Source organism: Phaeobacter sp. JH20_26 (assembly GCF_048056275.1).
Lineage (GTDB): Bacteria > Pseudomonadota > Alphaproteobacteria > Rhodobacterales > Rhodobacteraceae > Phaeobacter > Phaeobacter bryozoorum.
The window spans coordinates 856,525-876,436 of the sequence record NZ_JAYMWL010000013.1; the positions used below are offsets into that span (position 1 = coordinate 856,525).

The 19,912-nt window shown below is 62.7% G+C and carries 20 protein-coding genes; 18 read left to right on the forward strand and 2 right to left on the reverse strand.

Annotated elements, in window-relative coordinates; all coding sequences use genetic code 11:
- Positions 1 to 157 precede the first annotated feature (157 nt).
- The 18 genes from VWY60_RS09930 (at position 158) to VWY60_RS10015 (ending at position 18,436) form a co-directional block, all read left to right on the forward strand.
- A complete protein-coding gene (locus VWY60_RS09930; protein ID WP_340545163.1) occupies positions 158 to 1,117 on the forward strand; it encodes a phosphoadenosine phosphosulfate reductase in 960 nt (319 codons plus the stop codon).
- Between the two features lie 81 nt (positions 1,118 to 1,198).
- The gene (pyrC, locus tag VWY60_RS09935) at positions 1,199 to 2,239 is read left to right on the forward strand and encodes a dihydroorotase (protein ID WP_416540376.1); all 1,041 of its coding nucleotides are present in this window, start codon (positions 1,199 to 1,201) and stop codon (positions 2,237 to 2,239) included.
- Between the two features lie 77 nt (positions 2,240 to 2,316).
- A complete protein-coding gene (locus VWY60_RS09940) occupies positions 2,317 to 2,997 on the forward strand; it encodes an orotate phosphoribosyltransferase (protein ID WP_416535910.1) in 681 nt (226 codons plus the stop codon).
- 273 nt (positions 2,998 to 3,270) lie between these two features.
- Positions 3,271 to 4,791 (forward strand): replicative DNA helicase, encoded by a 1,521-nt coding sequence (locus VWY60_RS09945; protein ID WP_416535911.1) that lies wholly within the window; start codon positions 3,271 to 3,273, stop codon positions 4,789 to 4,791.
- Positions 4,792 to 5,129: 338 nt separating this feature from the next.
- Entirely contained in the window at positions 5,130 to 6,167 is a 1,038-nt protein-coding gene (gene alr / locus VWY60_RS09950) for an alanine racemase (RefSeq protein WP_416540377.1), read from the forward strand.
- Positions 6,164 to 6,964 carry an MlaE family ABC transporter permease gene (locus VWY60_RS09955; RefSeq protein ID WP_340545158.1) on the forward strand — a complete coding sequence of 267 codons (801 nt, stop codon included), beginning with the start codon at positions 6,164 to 6,166 and terminating at the stop codon, positions 6,962 to 6,964. Before alr ends, VWY60_RS09955 begins: the two co-directional genes overlap by 4 nt.
- Positions 6,961 to 7,707: an ABC transporter ATP-binding protein gene (locus tag VWY60_RS09960; RefSeq protein WP_340545157.1), complete on the forward strand. Its 747-nt coding sequence runs from the start codon at positions 6,961 to 6,963 to the stop codon at positions 7,705 to 7,707. Before VWY60_RS09955 ends, VWY60_RS09960 begins: the two co-directional genes overlap by 4 nt.
- A 127-nt stretch (positions 7,708 to 7,834) precedes the next feature.
- Positions 7,835 to 8,278: a paraquat-inducible protein A gene (locus VWY60_RS09965; RefSeq protein WP_416535914.1), complete on the forward strand. Its 444-nt coding sequence runs from the start codon at positions 7,835 to 7,837 to the stop codon at positions 8,276 to 8,278.
- 187 nt (positions 8,279 to 8,465) lie between these two features.
- On the forward strand, positions 8,466 to 9,830 hold the full coding sequence (gene radA, locus VWY60_RS09970; RefSeq protein WP_340545155.1) for a DNA repair protein RadA: 1,365 nt from the start codon (positions 8,466 to 8,468) through the stop codon (positions 9,828 to 9,830).
- 40 nt (positions 9,831 to 9,870) lie between these two features.
- On the forward strand, positions 9,871 to 10,425 hold the full coding sequence (locus VWY60_RS09975) for a CvpA family protein (protein ID WP_340545154.1): 555 nt from the start codon (positions 9,871 to 9,873) through the stop codon (positions 10,423 to 10,425).
- 575 nt (positions 10,426 to 11,000) lie between these two features.
- Positions 11,001 to 11,711, forward strand: coding sequence for a Hint domain-containing protein (locus VWY60_RS09980; protein ID WP_416540378.1), 711 nt, complete (start codon positions 11,001 to 11,003; stop codon positions 11,709 to 11,711).
- A 290-nt stretch (positions 11,712 to 12,001) separates the two neighbouring features.
- Positions 12,002 to 13,459 (forward strand): amidophosphoribosyltransferase, encoded by a 1,458-nt coding sequence (gene purF, locus VWY60_RS09985; protein ID WP_374015315.1) that lies wholly within the window; start codon positions 12,002 to 12,004, stop codon positions 13,457 to 13,459.
- 113 nt (positions 13,460 to 13,572) lie between these two features.
- Positions 13,573 to 14,115 (forward strand): DUF2199 domain-containing protein, encoded by a 543-nt coding sequence (locus VWY60_RS09990; protein WP_340546295.1) that lies wholly within the window; start codon positions 13,573 to 13,575, stop codon positions 14,113 to 14,115.
- Positions 14,116 to 14,356: 241 nt separating this feature from the next.
- Entirely contained in the window at positions 14,357 to 14,626 is a 270-nt protein-coding gene (locus VWY60_RS09995) for a hypothetical protein (RefSeq protein WP_340545151.1), read from the forward strand.
- Positions 14,627 to 14,725: 99 nt separating this feature from the next.
- Entirely contained in the window at positions 14,726 to 15,379 is a 654-nt protein-coding gene (locus VWY60_RS10000) for an SDR family NAD(P)-dependent oxidoreductase (protein ID WP_340545150.1), read from the forward strand.
- A 270-nt stretch (positions 15,380 to 15,649) separates the two neighbouring features.
- Positions 15,650 to 16,432, forward strand: a complete 783-nt coding sequence (gene surE / locus VWY60_RS10005) for a 5'/3'-nucleotidase SurE (RefSeq protein ID WP_416535917.1) — start codon at positions 15,650 to 15,652, stop codon at positions 16,430 to 16,432.
- On the forward strand, positions 16,429 to 17,076 hold the full coding sequence (locus VWY60_RS10010) for a protein-L-isoaspartate(D-aspartate) O-methyltransferase (protein WP_340545148.1): 648 nt from the start codon (positions 16,429 to 16,431) through the stop codon (positions 17,074 to 17,076). Before surE ends, VWY60_RS10010 begins: the two co-directional genes overlap by 4 nt.
- Before the next feature lie 139 nt (positions 17,077 to 17,215).
- Complete coding sequence (locus VWY60_RS10015) at positions 17,216 to 18,436, forward strand: LysM peptidoglycan-binding domain-containing protein (RefSeq protein ID WP_416540379.1); 1,221 nt, start codon at positions 17,216 to 17,218, stop codon at positions 18,434 to 18,436.
- A gap of 108 nt (positions 18,437 to 18,544) precedes the next feature.
- Here the strand turns inward: VWY60_RS10015 and VWY60_RS10020 are convergent, their stop codons facing one another.
- Both VWY60_RS10020 and rpiB read right to left on the reverse strand, forming a co-directional pair.
- Entirely contained in the window at positions 18,545 to 19,387 is an 843-nt protein-coding gene (locus VWY60_RS10020; RefSeq protein ID WP_416540380.1) for an ATP-binding protein, read from the reverse strand.
- A gap of 47 nt (positions 19,388 to 19,434) precedes the next feature.
- Positions 19,435 to 19,890, reverse strand: coding sequence for a ribose 5-phosphate isomerase B (gene rpiB / locus VWY60_RS10025; protein WP_416535920.1), 456 nt, complete (start codon positions 19,888 to 19,890; stop codon positions 19,435 to 19,437).
- Positions 19,891 to 19,912 lie beyond the last annotated feature (22 nt).

The window sequence follows — 19,912 nt, forward strand, 5'->3', positions numbered from 1 at the left end:
GCCCCCGCCGCCCGCGCAGCAAGCCGTTCCGCCTCCTTTTGCGCGCAACAATGGCCGACAAACCGGCCTTACAATTTCCAATTTTAGCCTTATTTCGCCTTTAGATGTTGCTGGAGGCAAACCCGTCCGATCCAGGACGGGGCGAGAGGACGAGGCTATGCAGCAGGATACGTTGGACACGCTGGACGAGGATCTGTCCGGGCTGAAGCCCGCGCAGTGGCAGGCCCGCATGGCCGCGCTGGCCGAAGAAAACGGCATGTATCAGCCGCTCGGGAACCGTCACTTTGCCAGCTTCATCGATCAGGGCAATACGCTGCTGGTCAGCTTTGAGACAATCCAAGGCATCCACAACCTGTCAGATCTGGCGCAGCCCCTCGGGTTTGATCTGGTCAAGAACCTGGGCTGGTCGCATCTGTGCCTCATCTCCAACGGCGACACCTGGTTTCGCAATGACCGCATCTTCGGGTTTTTCGACCAGCTGATCGATGATGGTTTCTTTGACGAATTCGACAAGGTGGTGTTCTACGGCGCCGGTCCCTGCGGCTATGCCGCGGCCGCCTTCTCCGTGGCCGCGCCCGGCGCTACCGTGGTCGCGATCCAGCCGCAAGCAACCCTTGATCCCCGGCTGACAGACTGGGACGACCGCTTCACCGAGATGCGCCGTGTCGATTTCAGCCATCGCTACGGGTTTGCCCCCGACATGATGGATGCGGCCCGGCAGGGCTTTGTGATCTACGATCCGCGTGAGCGGCTGGATTCCATGCATGCCGCCCTGTTTGCGCGCAAAAACGTGATGCGCCTGCGCACGCCCCATCTGGGCGACACTGTGCAGACCCGGCTGATCGAGATGGAAATCCTCTATAATATTCTGGCGCTGGCCGGTGCCGACCGGCTGACGGAACAGCAGTTCTACAAACTCTATCGCGCCCGCCGCACCAATGGCCCGTATCTGCGAAAGCTGATGGCAGAGCTGGAACAGACAGACCGCCCCTATCTGATGGCGCTGCTCTGCCGCAATGTCACCGGCAGGCTGCGGGCCCCGCGCTTCCGTCGTCGGCTTGAGGCGCTCCGGAAACGCGCTGCCGAGGGCGAGATCACCCTGCCACCCGAGCGCTGAGCGACACTGGGGACAGGCCAGCGGCGCGACAAGATGATCCCGTCGCTTCCCCTTCGCGCGGCCCTGTGCTAGGCGAACGCCATGACCGTTCAGCTCACCATCCCCCGCCCCGATGACTGGCATCTGCATCTGCGCGACGGCGCGATGCTGAAGGCCGTTCTCCCCGAAACCGCCCGCCATTTCGGCCGTGCGATCATCATGCCGAATCTGGTGCCGCCCGTGGTGACCGGTGACCAGGCCGCCGCCTACCGCGACCGTATTCTGGCGGCCCTGCCCGACGGCATGGCATTTGAACCGCTGATGACGCTCTACCTGACCGAGGACACCGATCCTGCGGATGTGGCAGCGGCCCACGCCAGCGGTCTGGTCAAGGCGGTGAAGCTGTATCCGGCCGGGGCCACCACCAACTCTGCTTCGGGGGTGAGCAATTTCGACAAGGTCCGTGCGGTGCTGGAGACGATGGCAGAGATCGGCCTGCCGCTCTGCACCCATGGCGAGGTCACCGACCATGATATCGACATTTTCGACCGCGAGGCGGTTTTCATCGACCGGGTGCTGGACCCGATCCGCAAGGCGACACCGGGCCTGCGGGTGGTGATGGAACATATCACCACCAGAAACGCCGCCGATTATGTCACCAGCCAGGACGAAGACCTCGGCGCGACAATCACCACGCACCATCTGATCATCAACCGCAACCACATCCTGGCCGGCGGCATCAAACCGCATTACTACTGCCTGCCGGTGGCCAAGCGCGAGGAGCACAGGATCGCCCTGCGCGCGGCCGCCACCTCCGGCGATCGGCGGTTTTTCCTCGGCACGGATTCCGCGCCCCATACCGACCCCAACAAACTCAGCGCCTGCGGCTGTGCCGGCTGTTTCACGGCCCCCAATACGATGTCGCTGCTCGCGCATGTCTTCGAAGAAGAGGCCGCGCTGGACAAGCTGGCGGGCTTTGCCTCGGAACATGGCCCGGCCTTCTACGGCCTGCCCGTCAATGCAGACAGGCTGACCCTGATCAAGCAGGACAATGCCGTAGTGTTCCCCGACCAGATCAGCACCGCCGATGGCCCGGTGACCGTCTTTGATCCGGGGTTTGATGTATTCTGGAAAGTTGCCTGACCATATCTTCTGGCTCCAAATATCCCCGCCGGAGGCTCCTGCCACCGGCGGCTCGCGCCGACCACAAGGATGATAGAATGATCCCCTCCTCCTACCCTTCCCGCGAAGAAATCGCCCGTCTTTCCGCCCGTATGCTGCTGGAGATCGGCGCGGTGAATTTCAATACCGAGACGCCCTATACCCTGGCCTCCGGCCTGCCGTCGCCCAGCTATATCGACTGCCGCAAGCTGATCTCCTTTCCGCGGATCCGCTCGACGCTGATGGATTTCATGACCGTCACAGTGATGCGCAATGCCGGCTTTGAGGCCTTTGACAATATTGCCGGGGGCGAAACCGCAGGTATTCCCTTTGCCGCGCTGGTCGCCGAGCGCATGGCGCTGCCGATGACCTATGTGCGCAAGAAGCCCAAAGGCTATGGCAAGAACGCCCGCATCGAAGGCGCGATGAGCGATGGCGAGCGGGTGCTGCTGGTGGAGGATCTGACCACCGATGGCGGTTCGAAACTGTCCTTTGTCGATGCGATCCGCGAAACCGGCGCCTCCTGTGGCCATACGGCAGTGGTCTTCTACTACGACATCTTCCCCGAAACCGAAAAGACGCTGGGCGACCACGGCGTATCGCTGCACTATCTGTGCACCTGGTGGGACGTGCTGGCCGAGGCGCGCGCGCAGCAGGCCTTCTCCAGCGAGACGCTGGATGAGGTGGAGCGTTTCCTCAAGGATCCGCGCGCCTGGCAGGACGCGCATAAATCCGCCTGATCTGAAATCAGCGCAGTGATGCACCGGGGGCGGCCTGTGGACAGGGCTGCCCTCGAATCGTCTCTGCCACAGGCAATCTCCCAGATATAGATCGCTTTCCAGATTACACCACATGATATAGAATACGCCCAGCCCAAGCCGGTCTCTGTGGATTTGGCGCACAGGCCAGCCTGCGGATATCCACAGGCTGTTCACAATTCATCCACAGAGTTTTCCAGATAGCCAAACCGCGCGCCACGCCGGTATAACGCGGGGCCAAAGACGAGAGCAGCGATGAACGATATTACGCCTTTTGACCCCAATCTGCCCGCCGCCCCGCAGCCTGATGCCACTGGCGAGGGCAATGCAGACGACGTCAGCATCCTGCCCCATTCCGTCGAGGCCGAACAGCAGCTCCTCGGCGCCATCCTGACCAACAACGACGTCTACGACCGCGTTGCCTCGATCATCACCTCGGCGCATTTCTACGATCCGGTCCATGCCCGCATCTACGAGATCGCCGCTGCGCGGATCTCAAAGAACACGCTGGCCTCCCCGGTCACGCTGAAGGCGTTCATGGAGGATGACGAGGGGCTGAAGGAACTGGGCGGCCCTGCCTATCTGGCAAAACTGGCAGGCGCCTCGATCTCGGCCTTTGCGGTGCGCGACTATGCGCAGATGATCTATGATCTGGCGATCCGCCGCGAGCTGATCGCACTGGGGCGCAGCATCGCCGACAAGGCACGCCGCGTCGATGTCGCCTCCGAACCCAAGGAGCAGATCGTCGAGGCGGAACAGTCGCTTTATAAACTGGCCGAACAGGGGCAGACGGAAAGTGGCTTCAAATCCTTTCTCAAGGCGGTCACCGAAGCGGTCAATGTCACCAATGAAGCCTATCAGCGTGGCGGCGGCATGGCCGGGATTTCCACCGGTCTGGCTGATCTCGACAAACAGCTCGGCGGCCTGCACCCCTCGGACCTCCTGATCCTCGCCGGGCGGCCCTCGATGGGCAAGACCTCGCTGGCGACCAACATCGCCTTCAACGTGGCCAAGGCCTATAAGCGGGGTGTGAAACCCGATGGCACCGAAGGCGCCATTGACGGGGGGGTGGTTGGCTTTTTCTCGCTGGAGATGTCGGCCGAACAGCTGGCCGGCCGTATCCTCGCCGAGGCTTCGGAAATTTCCTCCCACAAGATCCGTCAGGGCGATATGACCGAGGAAGAGTTCCGCCGGTTCGTTCAGGCGGCGAAGGATCTGGAAAGCTGTCCGCTGTTTATCGACGACACCCCGGCGCTGCCGATCTCGCAGCTCGCGGCCCGGGCACGACGCCTGAAGCGGACCCATGGGCTGGATCTGCTGGTCATCGACTACCTCCAGCTCTGTCGCGGCATGGCTGACAACCGGGTCAATGAAATCGCCGAGATCTCCATGGGCATGAAGGCCATCGCCAAGGAGCTGAACATTCCGGTGGTTGCCCTCTCCCAGCTGTCGCGTCAGGTGGAAAGCCGCGAAGACAAACGTCCGCAGCTGTCGGATCTGCGGGAATCAGGCTCGATCGAGCAGGATGCCGACGTGGTCATGTTCGTGTTCCGCGAGGAATACTACAAGGAGCGCGAGAAGCCCGGCGATCACGAGCTGGACAAGATGGAAGAATGGAAACAGGCCATGGAACGGCTGCACGCCAAGGCCGAGGTGATCGTCGGCAAGCAGCGTCACGGCCCCATCGGCACCGTGGAACTGGCGTTTGAGGCGCAGTTCACCCGTTTCGGCAATCTCGCCAAAGCCTGGCAGCAGGACCATGCGCCCGAATATTGAGCGCTGATAATTCGGCAATCGACATCAGGCGGCGCAGATCTATTGTGCTGCCTTGTTGTTATGCCGCGGCCCTGCCCCGCGCGCCCTGCCGACTTGGGCCGCAGCTCGGCGCTTGTCCTCGGTCATGGTCCAGGTCTTGCCTGTCACCTTTCCAGAAATACTCGAAATCCCCGATCGCGGCGCAGATCAGCACTTGCCGTGACAGCCCCTGCAGGCCCGGTCTCCCCGCAGGCCGATATGTGTCAGGTCAGCGCCGAAACTCCGCCAAGCACGCCCGCAGCAAAGCCGGAATGCGGTTTCCCCCTTGACCCCTGTGCCCCCCATGTCATGAACAGCACATGACGACTGCTAGACTGACACTCAACCTCGATGCGCTGGTGACCAACTGGCGCAATCTCGATGCGCTGACCAATTGCGAAACCGCCGCCGTGGTCAAGGCCAATGGCTATGGGCTGGACGCAGGCCGCGTTGGCAAGGCGCTGGCCAAGGCGGGCGCGCGCAATTTCTTCGTGGCCATGGCAGAGGAAGGCGTCGCCCTGCGCCGCGCCATCGGGCCCGGCCCCGGCATCTCGGTCTTTGCAGGCCATATGGAAGGCGATGCAAAACTGCTGCGTGATTTCCAGCTGACGCCGATGCTCAATTCGCTGGACCAGATGCTGCGCCATTTCGAAAGCCTGCCGGGGCACCCCTTTGGCGTGCAGCTCGACAGCGGCATGAACCGGCTCGGCATGGAAGCCGCCGAGTGGAGCGCCGTGCGCGACATCGCGCTCAGCCAGGGGCCGGTGCTGCTGATGTCGCATCTGGCCTGCGCCGATGAGCCGGCCCATCCGATGAACGACCAGCAGTTGCAGCGCTTCGTCGAGATGACCGACGGGCTTGATCTGCCCCGCTCCCTCGCCGCGACCGGCGGGCTGCTGCTGGGGCGCAAGTATCACTTCGACCTCTGCCGTCCGGGCATCGGCCTATATGGTGGCCAGCCCTTCGGTGATGCGCTGCCGGTGGTGCAACTCGATCTGCCGGTGATCCAGATCCGCAGCCTGGATCTCGGCGAGACCGTCGGCTATGGCAACAGCTGGACTGCGCAGCGCCCCAGCCGTATTGCCACCGTCGCCGCAGGCTATGCCGACGGGCTGCACCGCGCGCTTGGCAATGGTGGGATCAAGGTCTACGCGGGCGACACGCCCTGCCCCGTGGTCGGCCGGGTGTCGATGGATCTGATCACGGTCGATGTCACCGACCTTGGCGACGAGCCGGGTCATCTGACCATTCTGAATGAACGCCAGACCGTCGATACGCTTGCCGATGCGGCCGGCACCATCGGCTATGAAATTCTCACTGCCCTCGGCAGCCGCTATGCACGGAGCTACACCGGATGAGCACCCTCTCGCGTCTCTCGCCCCTCAGCCTGCTTGCCCGGCTGGGACAGATGGCCCTTGCCGGACTGGGGGCTGTGGGGCGGGTCACGCTCTTTGGTCTTTCGACCTTCAGCCACATGCTGCGCCCGCCCTTCTACCCGCGCGAGTTGCTCAATGCGCTGTTGCAGGTGGGCTGGCTGTCGCTGCCGGTGGTTGGGCTGACCGCGATTTTCACCGGCGCGGCCCTGGCCTTGCAGATCTATGCCGGCGGCGCCCGCTTCAACGCAGAGGCTGTGGTTCCGCAGATCGTGGCGATCGGCATGGTTCGCGAACTCGGCCCGGTTCTGGTCGGGCTGATGATCGCCGCGCGCGTCACCTCCTCCATCGCGGCGGAGATCGCCACCATGAAGGTGACCGAGCAGATCGACGCGCTGGTGACGCTCTCCACCCATCCGATGAAATACCTGGTGGCGCCGCGGGTGCTGGCCGCGCTGATCACAGTGCCGGTGCTTGTCGGGGTTGGTGACATCATCGGCATTATGGGCGGCTATGTGGTGGCGACCCAGAATCTGGGCTTCAACCCGGCTGCCTATCTGAAGAACACCGTAGATTTCCTCGAAGCCCGCGACATCGTCTCGAGCCTGGTCAAAGGCGCCGCCTTTGGCACCATCGCCGCCACGATGGGCTGCTACTACGGCATGCAGTCGGGCCGCGGCGCGCAGGGCGTCGGCCGCGCCACCAAAGGCTCGGTTGAGGCCGCAGCCGTGCTGATCCTGGCCGCCAATTTTGTCCTTACAGGGATTTTCTTCTCGCTATGATCCAGATGAAAGACGTCTATAAGGCCTTTGGCGACAACCGCGTGCTCAATGGCATGAATCTCGAGATCGCCAAAGGCACCTCAATGGTGATCATCGGCGGCTCCGGTACCGGCAAATCGGTGGCGCTGAAAAGCATCCTTGGCCTGATCCAGCCCGACAGCGGTGAGATCCTTGTCGATGGCAAACCCGCCGGATCCGGCGACCGCGACATGTTTCTGGCCCGCTTCGGGATGCTGTTCCAGGGCGGCGCGCTGTTTGACAGCTTGCCGGTCTGGCAAAACGTGGCCTTCCGCCTCTTGCGCGGCGCGCTGAAGCGGCCCACCGAAGAGGCGCGCGAAATCGCCATCGAGAAGCTGCGCCGGGTGGGTCTGAAGGCTGATGTGGCGGACCGGCTGCCCGCAGAACTGTCGGGCGGCATGCAGAAGCGTGTGGGACTTGCCCGTGCGATTGCAGCCGAGCCCGAAATCATCTTCTTTGACGAGCCGACCACCGGCCTGGACCCGATCATGTCCGGCGTGATCAACGACCTGATCCGCGAGATCGTGGTGGAAATGGGCGCAACGGCGATGACCATCACCCACGACATGTCCTCGGTCCGCGCCATTGCCGACAATGTGGCGATGCTGCACGCAGGCGTGATCCAATGGACCGGCCCGGTTAGCGAGATGGACAACTCTGGCGATCCCTACATGGAGCAGTTCATCCATGGGCGTGCCGAGGGGCCGATCGAGGCGGTGCGTTAGGCCTCGCGGCCTTTTTTTGCGAGGGTCGCTGTCTCTGGCACCGCGTCTGGCGTTCGCTCGCACCCTTCCCCCTTCAAATCCGGCACTAAACGCGCAAGTCTTGGCCGACCCCAGAAAACGAGCTGCCATGATCCTCCGCCTCCTCACCCTTTCGCTCTTGATCCTCTACCCCGTCGCCTGGTTTGCGCCGTTGATGCGGGCGGGTCTGCTGCCGATCTTCGGCCTCAGCGAGATCTCGGTGATCACCGGCTTGCAGAGCCTGTGGGGTAGTGACGTGATCCTTGCTCTGACGGTCACGGCTTTTGCGATCTTCGCCCCCTATCTCAAAACCATCGGGCTGGCGCTGGTGCAATGGGGCCTGCTGGATATACGGCTACAGCCCGTCCTCCATATTCTGGGCAAGCTGGCGATGGCCGATGTCTTTCTGATCGCGCTCTATATCACCCTGGCCAAGGGGATCGGCTACGCGACGATCGAAACCGCCTGGGGGCTTTATCTGTTTACAGGCTGTATCCTGGCCTCGGTGGTGCTGGGGCTGATAACCGAGCGGCGGGTCAGAACTGCCGAGTAAGAACCGGGTCCGCGGGGGCTCTGCCCCCGGCCTTGCGGCCTCCCCCGGGATACTTCCGGCCAGAAGAAATCCGCTACTTCCCATCTTCTGGCGTCAAATATCCCGGAGCGCGAGGCAGCGCCTCGCAGGATCGGTTTCAGCGACCGCGACACTTGAACAAACCGGAAACATCTGCCAGATCTACCGGATGGCAAAAACAACATATTCCTGCTCTGCCTGCGGAGCATCTTTTTCAAAGTGGTCCGGGCGCTGCGATGGCTGTGGCGAGTGGAATTCCATCACCGAAGACAAGGGCCTGTCCAAAGGCGGCCCGGCGTCGAAATCTCTGGGCATGCGCCGGGGCAAGACCATTCCGCTCAGCGATCTTGCAACCGAGGAGACACCGCCGCCACGCACCTGCTGCGGGGTTGCGGAACTGGACCGGGTGCTGGGCGGCGGGCTGGTGCCTGCCTCGGCCATTCTGGTGGGCGGCGATCCCGGGATCGGGAAATCGACGCTGCTGCTACAGGCGGCGGCGCAGTTTGCCCATTCAGGCCTCAAGACGATCTATGTCAGCGGCGAAGAGGCCAGTGCGCAGGTACGCATGCGGGCGCAGCGGCTGGGATTGGCTGAAGCGCCGGTCAAGCTGGCGGCGGAGACCAATCTGCGCGATATCCTGACCACGCTGGAGGCGGAGCGGCCACAGCTGGCGATCATCGACTCCATTCAGACCATGTGGGCCGATCATGTGGACAGCGCGCCGGGATCCGTAAGCCAGGTCCGTGCCGCGGCGCATGAGCTGACCACCTTTGCCAAGACCAATGGGATCTCTATCATCATGGTGGGCCATGTCACCAAGGAAGGCCAGATTGCCGGTCCGCGGGTGGTCGAGCATATGGTGGATACCGTGCTGTATTTCGAAGGCGAGCGCGGGCATCAGTTCCGCATTCTGCGCGCGGTCAAGAACCGCTTTGGTCCGGCGGATGAGATCGGCGTCTTCGAGATGACCGGTGGCGGGCTGAGCGAAGTCCGCAACCCCTCGGCGCTGTTTCTGTCGGAACGCGGCACACCCTCGCCCGGTTCTGTGGTGTTTTCTGGCATTGAAGGTACCCGCCCGGTTCTGGTCGAGATGCAGGCGCTGGTCGCGCCCTCGCCGCATTCGCAGCCACGCCGGGCCGTGGTGGGCTGGGACTCTTCGCGCCTGGCGATGATCCTTGCCGTGCTGGAAGCGCGCTGCGGCATCCCCTTTGCCGGGCTCGACGTCTATCTGAATGTGGCCGGCGGCATGAAGATATCGGAACCTGCGGCGGATCTGGCGGTGGCGGCGGCGCTGCTCAGCGCCCGTGAAGACACCGCATTGCCCTCTGATACGGTGGTATTCGGAGAAATATCGCTCTCAGGAGCCCTGCGACCGGCCCCGCAGACCGAAAACCGGTTGAAAGAAGCGCAAAAACTTGGTTTCACCGCAGCGATAGCTCCAAGTGGTGGCAAATCCGTCGCGGTCCCCGGACTTGCGGTGCGGCAGGCCTCTGATCTCGCCGGTTTTGTTGGCGAATACTTTGGGGCTGGCTAAAGTCGCAAGAATTCTAATCGCAGGTTAACGGGCGAGGGACATGGAAGGTTTCACCATTATCGACGGGGTCGTGGCCCTGGTCATTGTTGTATCAGCGTTGCTGGCCTATTCGCGCGGTTTCGTGCGTGAGGCGATGGCCATCGCTGGTTGGATCGCCGCCGCCATCTTGGCCTTTCTGTTTGCGCCACAGGTTGAGCCGCTGATGGCCGAGATCCCGGTCATCGGGGAGTTCATTGCGGACAGCTGCGAATTGTCGATCATCGCGGCGTTTGCCGCGGTCTTTGCGCTGGCGCTGATTGTGGTGTCGTTCTTCACGCCGCTGTTCTCATCATTGGTCCAGCGCTCGGCGCTTGGCGGGCTGGATCAGGGGATCGGCTTCTTCTTCGGGGTGCTGCGCGGCATCCTGTTGGTGGCGATTGCCTTCTTCCTCTATAATGTGGTGATGACCGGCCAGAGCTTTACCATCGTGGACGAGAGCCGCTCTGCGGTGGTGTTTGAGCGGATGATCGGCAAGATCGAAGACCGCAACCCCGAGCAGGCGCTTGGCTGGGTGACCACACAATATGAAAGCCTGATCGGCTCCTGCGACAAGTGAGGCGGACGCCGATCCGCCACCAGTGGGTGGCTGCGCGGATCACGGATGCGGGCGAGAAACGGGATTACAACCGGACTGAAACGGGGCGCCTTCGGGCGCCCTTTTTTAATACGTCGGGTTACGTCCGGGACAGGAGGCGCGTTGTGTCGCCCATGGGAAGCGCCGCCTCGACTGGCGATGACAGCCTCCGGTTAGGGCTGCGCAGTGCGGGCTTTGGAGCGATGGCGGCTTATCCAATTCCGACATTCCAGCCCCGACTGGCGTTTACCTTTCCTAACATCAAGAACGCCCATTAACGCTTTATTAACCAATTAGAATCGCGTTTTTGGCGCTTGATCGCCTCCCTGCTCCATGTGCTGAGCGCGGGGGCAAACCGATAAAAGTTAACAAATCCTGTGATCGGAGGTGTTTTTCGGCAACAATTTGGGGAATGAGGCAGCTTTGGAGACCAAAAACCCCGCTGTTGTCCCAATCGGCCCGATCCTTGCCCCAATTCCGTCCAAATTCGGAGCGCACATTGGTGTCAACAAGACGCCGGACAGAACGTCAGGCCTATCGCTCAGAAGGACAACACCATGCTGCTGGATCACTCGACATCATTTGCGGACTGTCAGCCGGTTGGTCTTCTGATGGATTTCCCGACAGCTGCGCGCCCTGCCGCATCCAACCGCAGCCGCCTGCGTCCGCGCACCGGCGGTCTGCTGCCGCATATGATGGTCGAGACCGAGCGTGGGTTTGTACAGGCCCGTCACGTCAAGCCCGGCGACAAGGTCTACACCCTGGATGGCGGTGCGCAGGAGGTGACCGGTGTCAAACACGCGGTGCCGCGCCTCACTTCTCTGGTGCATGTGCCCGCCGGCGCTTTGGGCAATGATGACGATCTGATGCTGCCCGCCGATCAGCAGGTTGGTCTGGAACTGGCTGCCGTCGAGCGGTTGTTTGATGTGCCCACCGCGATCACCAAGGTGGTGTCGCTGATTGGCTACAACGGCATCTCTGCCGCCATGCCGGAGAAGATGGCCCGCATCTATCTGTCCTTTGCCGAGGAAGAAATGATCTGGGCTGCCTGCGGGATGCTGGTACATGTTGCACATGAGAACACCGCCAACAGCGCCGATGATGGTGCCTTCCGGGCGCTGTCGCTGGCCGAAACCCGTCAGATCCTCGCCAGCGAGGACGGGCGTGCTCTTTCTGACGCGGGCAAGGACGAGACCGACAGCCGCGAAGATGACCGTGACGATGTGCTCTCCGCCTTTGACATGCTGCGCGGGCTGCTGGCCGCCTGAGGCTGACGCGGGCGCGAACCGGACACGGATCTGGACGTTGCCGGTCACGGGATCTGCATATGCCACGCTGTTCGCCAAATAAATATGCTCCGGCACCCCCCTCCTGCGGCCTGCGATATTTCGCAGGTTTTTTTGTTTTTGGCGGCTGTCCGACGGCGGTCAGGGCTGCGGTTTTTTTACCCAACTGTCGTGAAACCGTGATCCTTGGGTGACATGCGCGGACGGACCCTCTATGTGGGGGACATCCTGACAACCGGATTCGGAGCTACACCGCCTTGCCGATGCCGCAGATGCCCCCCGCCCACCCGTTTGACGATGACAAGCTGCGCGAAGAATGCGGCATCTTTGGCGTCGTCGGCGTCCAGGACGCTTCCAACTTTGTCGCGCTCGGCCTGCACGCCCTGCAACACCGGGGACAGGAGGCCGGCGGCATTGTCACCCATGATCCTGTCGAAGGGTTCCAGAGCGCCCGTCGTTTCGGCTATGTCCGCGACAACTTCACCTCGCAGGATGTGATGTCCACCCTGCCCGGCCCCATCGGGATTGGCCATGTGCGCTATTCCACCGCCGGGTCCAAGGGTCAGACTGCGATCCGGGACGTGCAGCCTTTCTTTGGCGAATTCGCTATGGGCGGTGCAGCGATTGCCCACAACGGCAATATCACCAACGCCAATGCCCTGCGCCGCGAACTGATCGAGCGCGGCTCGATCTTCCAGAGCTCGTCCGACAGTGAGTGCATCATTCATCTGATGGCCCGCTCGTTGCAGCGCAATATCCCGGAGCGGATGGAAGATGCGCTGCGCCGGGTCGAAGGCGCCTTCTCGGTTGTCGCCATGACCCGGACCAAGCTGATCGGTGTCCGCGACCCGCTGGGCGTGCGCCCGCTGGTGCTGGGTCGGGTCGGCGAAGGCTATGCGCTGAGTTCGGAAACCTGTGCGCTGGACATCATCGGCGCCGAGTTCCTGCGCGAGATTGAGCCGGGCGAAATGGTGGTGATCACCGACAAAGGTGTCGAGAGCCATTTCCCGTTCCGCCGCCAGTCGTCCAAGTTCTGCATCTTTGAACATGTCTATTTCTCCCGCCCTGATTCGATCCTTGGCGGGCGGTCCGTCTATGAGACCCGCGAAGCCATCGGTCGCGAGCTGGCAAAGGAAAACCCGGTCGAGGCGGATCTGGTCTGCCCGGTGCCGGACAGCGGCACGCCCGCAGCGATCGGCTATTCGCTGCAATCGGGCATTCCCTATGCGATGGGGATCATCCGCAACCAGTACATGGGCCGGACCTTCATTGAACCGACCGAGCAGATCCGCAACATGGGCGTGCGCCTGAAGCTGAACGTGAACCGCGCGCTGATCGAGGGCAAGCGGGTGATCCTGGTGGATGATTCCGTGGTGCGTGGGACAACATCGCGCAAAATCAAGGAGATGATCCTGGATGCCGGGGCCAGCGAGGTGCATTTCCGCATTGCCTCGCCGCCGACCGCTTGGCCCTGTTTCTATGGTGTGGACACACCCGAACGTGACAAGCTGCTGGCCGCAACCATGTCCGAGGATCAGATGGCCAAACATCTGGCCGTGGACAGCCTGAAGTTCATCTCGCTGGACGGGCTTTACCGGGCCGTCGGGCAGGATCAGGGCCGTAACAGCAAATGCCCGCAGTATTGTGACGCCTGTTTCTCGGGCGAATACCCTGTTGTTCCGACCGATATGGTCGAACGGGGGTTTGAAATGAAGTCGCCGGCAGAGTAAGAGCGCAGCCGATATCAGTTCGACTCATGAGGCGCTGATCACCGGATCGGCGCCTCTTTCCTTTTTGCCCCTGCCCCCGAAAGGCCGCCCCCTTGGATCCACATCTCGCCCGCATGCTTGGCTCGCAGCGCCAGTGTCGCTGTTGCGGAGCGACGTTTGCCCAGCTGTTGAGCCTCAGCTGCGACCGGCCCGACGTCTGCCCGGAGGATATGTTTGTGCATGACAACACGGCGATCTCGGCGCAGGCGGGGGATGTGCTGACCGAAGATTTCTGCCGCCTGGGGCATCTGCGCTTTGTGCGGGCGGTGCTGGCTGTACCGCTGGCGGACACCCGTGGAGAAGAGTTCATTCTGGGCACATGGGCGCGGCTCAGCCAAGAGGATTTCGATGCCTATCTCGACCGGTTCGAGATGCAGGACACCGAAGATATGGACAGCAAGCGGGCCTGGCTGGCCAATGCCATTCCGCCCGATGACAGCGAGTCTGTTGAAGCGATGCTGCATATGCGGCCCGAAGGGCAATACCCTGAGCTACAGATCTCCGAGCCGGATCACCCGCTTTACAATCTGCAGATGGTCGGCGCGCAGATGGAAGAGTTGCTGGGGCTGCTTTATGCCTATGGCCACGATCTGCCCTCGCTCATCTATGATGCCTGAGGAGGCTGCTCTGCGCGCCGCCTAGGCGCTGCACTGTCGCTCTTGCAAGATGCCACACCTGAGACTTCAAGCCCCCTGCGCGCAATTGCGCAGGGTCACTTGGCGGAATGGGCGGGCGTTTGCGCAGGGCGCCGGGGCGCACCGGCATGGGCTTGCCCACGCTCTCGGCGCCCCCTGTTCCCGGCAGTGCACAGCTGATAGCCGAAGGGCGATACCGCACAAGAAAGAAATCCTGTCCAGAATGGCAAATCGTGAGAATGGCAAGACGCCGGCCAATGTCGCCGGTCATGCCACCCAGAAAGACGCATTGCACCGCAACCGCCTCAGCCTTCTGGGGTTGTTCGGCGCCAACGACAACCTGAGCGCCATGGTTCGGATGCCGAACGGCCGCATGCAGATCGTGACCCGCGGCAGCCGCCTGTCCGGTGGCGAAGTTGTTGCCATTGATGCCGACGGCCTGATCCTTCAGAAAAACGGCAAGGCATCACGTCTGGCGATGCCGGGCGGGTGACCCGCAACCGGCGCGCGGACGGGCATCACGCCCAGGCTTGAGACCGCTGCGCCGCTTTGGCCCCTTGACCCGCGCCGCGCTGCGCCGCACAAGGCGCCCATGACACAGAAACTCGCTCTCATCACCGGGGCCTCACGGGGCCTGGGCGCCGCCCTCGCAGAGGCATTGGCGCCGACGCATCACATCGTCGCCGTGGCCCGCACCACAGGCGCATTGGAAGAGCTGGACGATCGTATCAAGGCCAACGGTGGCTCGGCGACTCTGGCCCCTATGGATATCACCGTTCCGGAGGCCATGGCCACGCTCTGCCGGGGCATCCATGATCGCTGGGGACAGCTGGACCTCTGGCTGCACACCGCCATTCACGCCGCGCCGCTGAGCCCGGCGCAATTCGTGGCGGCCAAGGATTGGCAGAAATCCATCGCGATCAATGCCACGGCACCCTCCGTTCTGATCCCCTATGTCGCGCCGCTTCTGGGGCAGACCGGTCAGGCCGTATTCTTTGACGATCCCCGCGCGGGCGAGAAATTCTTTGGAGCCTATGGCGCCAGCAAGGCCGCGCAGATGTCGCTGGCCAACAGCTGGCAGGTCGAAAGCGCCAAGACCGGCCCCAAGGTGCAGGTGCTGACGCCAAATCCGATGGCGACAGCGGTGCGCGCACGGTTCTTTCCGGGTGAAGATCGCGATGCCCTGAGCACGCCGCAGGCCGAGGCCGCACGGCTGCTCCCCGAGATTCTGGCCGCCGCCGACTGATCTGAGGGTCAAAGACACCCGCGAACTGCGCGAACACGCGGCTTTCCGCCGACCGGTGCCTGCAACGGGCGCCGGTCGTTCTGGTTTTCAAGCGGGCCAGAAAATCTGTGACCTCTGTGCCGCAGGGGCTGGCGCCGGGCGCTCTGGTCGGGATCACGACGGGGAAAGGCTTGCCCCCTTTTGCCCCACATCTTATTCAGGTCTGGAGTGCAGATCGGCGTAATCACGCCCGACACATAGGCTGCCAGAGCCAGACGAGAGGCCCCGTCCATGCGAATTCTGATCACCAATGACGATGGCATCAGCGCCCCCGGCCTTGCGGTTCTGGAGCAGATCGCCCGCGAGGTTGCAGGTCCCGGCGGAGAGGTCTGGACAGTGGCACCGGCGTTTGAGCAATCCGGCGTTGGTCATTGCATCAGCTACACCCGCCCCTTCATGCTGAGCCAGCTGGGCGAACATCGCTTTGCCGCAGAAGGATCGCCTGCGGACTGTGTGTTGGCCGGGCTGCATGTGGTGATGAAAGACCAGCAACCGGATCTGGTGTTGTCCGGGGTAAACCGGGGCAACAATTCTGCCGAGAACGCGCTCTACTCCGGCACCCTTGGCGGGGCGATGGAGGCGGCATTGCAGGGCATTCCGGCCATGGGCCTGTCGCAGTATTTCGGGCCTCAGAACGCGCAGCTTGAAAACCCGTTTGAGGCAGCCGCCCAACATGGTGCCGATCTGATCCGTTCCATCTTGGAAGCGCAGCCCAAGGAAGACGCCGATTACCGATTGTTTTACAACATTAATTTCCCACCTGTTCCTGCCGCTGATGTGAAGGGACGGCGGATTTCACCGCAGGGTTTCCGGCGCGGCAGCCATTTCTCGGCCGAGGAGCAGACCTCGCCCAACGGGCGGCGCTACCTGTGGATCCGTGGTGGCAACCAGCATGTTGCCACCGCCGAGGGCAGTGACGCAGCGCAGAACCTGGCAGGCTATATCTCCGTGACGCCGATGCGGGCGGATCTGACCGCGACAGATGCGCTGGAGCGCCTGAAGGGCATTGAATGAGCGACCCGACAGCTGAAACCAAAATGCAGTTCCTGTTTGCCCTGCGCTCGCGCGGGGTGACGGATGCGCAGGTCCTCGATGCAATGGAACAGATCGACCGCGGCCCCTTTGTGCGGGGGCTGTTTTCGGCGCGTGCCTACGAGGATATGCCGTTGCCGATCGCCTGCGGGCAGACCATTTCGCAGCCCTCTGTTGTCGGTCTGATGACCCAGGCCTTGCAGATCTCGCCCCGCGATACGGTGCTGGAGGTTGGCACCGGCTCTGGCTATCAGGCCGCGATCCTGAGCAAGCTGGCGCGGCGGGTCTATACCGTGGATCGTCATGCGCGGCTGGTGCGGGAGGCGCGGCAGATCTTCGACCAACTGCACCTGTCCAATATTACCTCGCTGGTCGGCGATGGCAGCCACGGCCTCCCCGAACAGGCGCCTTTTGATCGAATCATCGTGACTGCTGCCGCCGAAGACCCGCCCGGCCCACTCTTGGCGCAGCTGAAGACCGGCGGTATTATGGTGGTGCCCGTGGGGCAGTCCGACACTGTACAGACGCTGATCCGTGTTCAAAAAACCGACAGCGGCCTCGAATACGACGAATTGCGCCCGGTGCGTTTTGTTCCCCTGCTTGAGGGGATCGGCAAAGACACGTAAGGGAGGGGCAAGAGACCCGCCCACCCCAACCGCTCCGGACATCCTCGAGCGGGATCGCGTGGCTGGCCGACAGACTATTGGCAAGCCCCAGGGATAATGGGGGCCCGCAAGACGGGAACGGCGTTCCGAGGAGAGCGAAATGACAGTGACTGTACCCACCCACCGCAATCGTGTGACAGGACGCAAGGCGCTGATGGCGCTTCCACTGGTGGCCCTGCTGGCGGCCTGCGAGGCACCGCTGGATTACGATCTGCGCGGCCAGATCGGTGCGTTCAACACGACAAAGGCGGCGCAGACCGCAACCGCCAGCCGCCCGAAACCCGATGCCAAGGGGCTGATCACCTATCCATCCTATCAGGTGGCCGTTGCCCGTCGCGGCGATACGCTGAACGATGTGGCAGGCCGCATTGGTCTGCCCGCCAGCGAGCTGGCCCGGTTCAACGGGATGAAGCCCGACGATCCGCTGCGGCAGGGGGAGATCATTGCCCTGCCCCGCCGCGCACCCGGTACGGCGACCAGCGGCGGCGTCGATATCGCCTCGCTGGCGGGGGATGCGATCGACAGCGCCCCATCGACCACACCCTCGGCGGCAAGCACCGTCAGCACAACGCCGCTGGCACCGCAGCCGACCGCAAGCAAGCCGCAGGTCCAAAGCGGCCCAGAGCCGGTGCGCCATAAGGTGAAGCGCGGCGAAACCGCTTATACCGTCTCGCGGCTTTATCAGGTGCCGGTGAAATCCCTTGCGGAATGGAACGGCCTCGGCAGCGATTTTGCCATCCGTGAGGGCCAGTTCCTGCTGATCCCGCTGAAGGACCGCCCAGCCCCGCGCAAGGAAGCATCCGCAGCGGCGGTTCCAGCCGCCGCCACCGTCACCGCGCCGGGTGAAGGCACCAATACGCCCCTGCCGCCAAGCGCCACCAAGCCACTGCCGCAGGAAACCGTCGCCCCCGCGGCCCAGGCGCCGAAAGCGCTGCCTAAGGTAGAGGTCCCGACCCCGACCCGCAGCTCCAGCGCCGCGATGGGCTTCCCGGTCAAGGGCAAGATCATCCGCACCTATTCCAAGGGCAAGAACGACGGCATTGATATCGCAGGTGCAGCGGGCGCCCCGGTGCAGGCCGCCGATGGCGGTACGGTGGCGGCGATCACCAAGGATTCCAACAATATTCCGATCATTGTGATCCGCCACGACGCCAAGCTGCTGACGGTCTATGCCAATGTCGACAAGATCGAGGTGAACAAGGGCGACACCGTTTCACGCGGTCAGACCATCGCCGCATTGCGGGACGGACCCGCAGCCTATGTGCATTTCGAGGTGCGCAACGGCTTTGAAAGCGTCGATCCGCTGCCCTATCTGCAATAAACGTCGCAAGCGGCAACAGGCAATAAAGAGACGGCGCTCCGGGTCATCCCGAGCGCCGTCTTTTGGTTGATCACAGCTGTTCAATCATGGCTGCTGCCGTCTTTGCGGTCAGCTGACCTTCACCCCATGGCGGCCGGCCAGATCGGTAAAGAACTGCCAGGCCACCCGGCCCGAGCGGGCGCCGCGCGTGGCCTGCCATTCGATCGCCTCGGCGCGCAGAACCGGTTCCGGCACCACAACGCCATAGGCCGCGCAATAGCCTGAAATCATGGCGAGATATTCATCCTGATCGCAGGGGTGGAAACCCAGCCACAGCCCGAACCGATCCGAGAGAGAGACCTTTTCCTCAACGGCTTCCGACGGGTTAATGGCGCTGGAGCGTTCGTTCTCGATCATATCACGCGGCATCAGGTGACGGCGATTGGAGGTGGCATAGAACAGCACATTGTCCGGCCGACCTTCGATGCCGCCATCCAGCACCGCTTTCAGGCTTTTGTAGTGCTGATCGTCATGGCCAAAGGACAGGTCATCGCAGAACAGGATGAACCGCTCGGGCGCTGCCCGCAGATGGTTCAGCAGACGCGCGACCGATGGCAGATCCTCGCGCTGCAGCTCCACCAGTTTCAGAGCGGGGAATTCCGGCGACAGCTGTCCGTGGATCGCTTTCACAAGGCTGGATTTACCCATCCCCCGCGCGCCCCAGAGCAGTGCATTATTGGCGCCGAACCCGGCGGCAAAGCGGCGGGTATTGTCCAGCAGCGTGTCGCGCGCGCGGTCGATCCCCAGCAGCAGCTCAAGATCGACGCGGTTCACGGTTTCGACAGCCTCCAGCCGGTCCGGGGCCACATGCCAGACAAAGGCAGAGGCAGCACCAAAATCAGGCGCCTTCAGCGGCGCAGGTGCCATCCGTTCCAGCGCATCGGCGATGCGGCTCAGGCTTGTGTCATCCATCGGGGCCTCCGGTCTATTGCACGTGGGGCGTATCGGCGCGCTCGGGCTCAGCTGTCCTGCGGCTCGATCATGTCGACGCGCGTGGCATGTCGGCCGCCCTCGAACTCAGCATTAAGGAAGGCATCGACAATTTCAATCGCCAGGCTGTCGCCCACCACACGCGCCCCGATAGAGAGCATGTTGGCGTTATTGTGCTGGCGGATCATCTTGGCCGAGAAAGTCTCCGAGCAGACGCCGCAGCGGATGCCTTTGACCTTGTTCGCGGCCATCATGATGCCCTGGCCGGTGCCGCAGAGGATAATGCCCAGATCGCAATCACCCGAGGCAACGCGCTCTGCCGCCGCCGCGCCATGTTTGGGGTAATGCGTGCTTTCCGGTGTTGTCGGACCGATATCAACCACCTCATATCCGTTTGCGGCAATATGCGTGGCAATGGCCTGGCGCAGGTCGATTGCGGCGTGATCGCTGGAAAGAACAACGCGGGTGGGTTTGGTCTGGTCCATGGGTGTCTCCGTCGGTGGGTTA

Coding starts and splice junctions, on each gene's coding strand:
- purF (WP_374015315.1), top strand. CDS start 12,002: ATGCCCCCCGCCCACCCGTTTGACGATGACAAGCTGCGCGAAGAATGC.
- VWY60_RS09965 (WP_416535914.1), top strand. CDS start 7,835: ATGATCCTCCGCCTCCTCACCCTTTCGCTCTTGATCCTCTACCCCGTC.
- VWY60_RS09955 (WP_340545158.1), top strand. CDS start 6,164: ATGAGCACCCTCTCGCGTCTCTCGCCCCTCAGCCTGCTTGCCCGGCTG.
- VWY60_RS09960 (WP_340545157.1), top strand. CDS start 6,961: ATGATCCAGATGAAAGACGTCTATAAGGCCTTTGGCGACAACCGCGTG.
- pyrC (WP_416540376.1), top strand. CDS start 1,199: ATGACCGTTCAGCTCACCATCCCCCGCCCCGATGACTGGCATCTGCAT.
- surE (WP_416535917.1), top strand. CDS start 15,650: ATGCGAATTCTGATCACCAATGACGATGGCATCAGCGCCCCCGGCCTT.
- VWY60_RS09980 (WP_416540378.1), top strand. CDS start 11,001: ATGCTGCTGGATCACTCGACATCATTTGCGGACTGTCAGCCGGTTGGT.
- VWY60_RS10020 (WP_416540380.1), bottom strand. CDS start 19,387: ATGGATGACACAAGCCTGAGCCGCATCGCCGATGCGCTGGAACGGATG.
- VWY60_RS10000 (WP_340545150.1), top strand. CDS start 14,726: ATGACACAGAAACTCGCTCTCATCACCGGGGCCTCACGGGGCCTGGGC.
- VWY60_RS09930 (WP_340545163.1), top strand. CDS start 158: ATGCAGCAGGATACGTTGGACACGCTGGACGAGGATCTGTCCGGGCTG.
- VWY60_RS09990 (WP_340546295.1), top strand. CDS start 13,573: ATGCTTGGCTCGCAGCGCCAGTGTCGCTGTTGCGGAGCGACGTTTGCC.
- alr (WP_416540377.1), top strand. CDS start 5,130: ATGACGACTGCTAGACTGACACTCAACCTCGATGCGCTGGTGACCAAC.
- VWY60_RS09940 (WP_416535910.1), top strand. CDS start 2,317: ATGATCCCCTCCTCCTACCCTTCCCGCGAAGAAATCGCCCGTCTTTCC.
- VWY60_RS10010 (WP_340545148.1), top strand. CDS start 16,429: ATGAGCGACCCGACAGCTGAAACCAAAATGCAGTTCCTGTTTGCCCTG.
- rpiB (WP_416535920.1), bottom strand. CDS start 19,890: ATGGACCAGACCAAACCCACCCGCGTTGTTCTTTCCAGCGATCACGCC.
- VWY60_RS09975 (WP_340545154.1), top strand. CDS start 9,871: ATGGAAGGTTTCACCATTATCGACGGGGTCGTGGCCCTGGTCATTGTT.
- VWY60_RS09945 (WP_416535911.1), top strand. CDS start 3,271: ATGAACGATATTACGCCTTTTGACCCCAATCTGCCCGCCGCCCCGCAG.
- radA (WP_340545155.1), top strand. CDS start 8,466: ATGGCAAAAACAACATATTCCTGCTCTGCCTGCGGAGCATCTTTTTCA.
- VWY60_RS09995 (WP_340545151.1), top strand. CDS start 14,357: ATGGCAAATCGTGAGAATGGCAAGACGCCGGCCAATGTCGCCGGTCAT.
- VWY60_RS10015 (WP_416540379.1), top strand. CDS start 17,216: ATGACAGTGACTGTACCCACCCACCGCAATCGTGTGACAGGACGCAAG.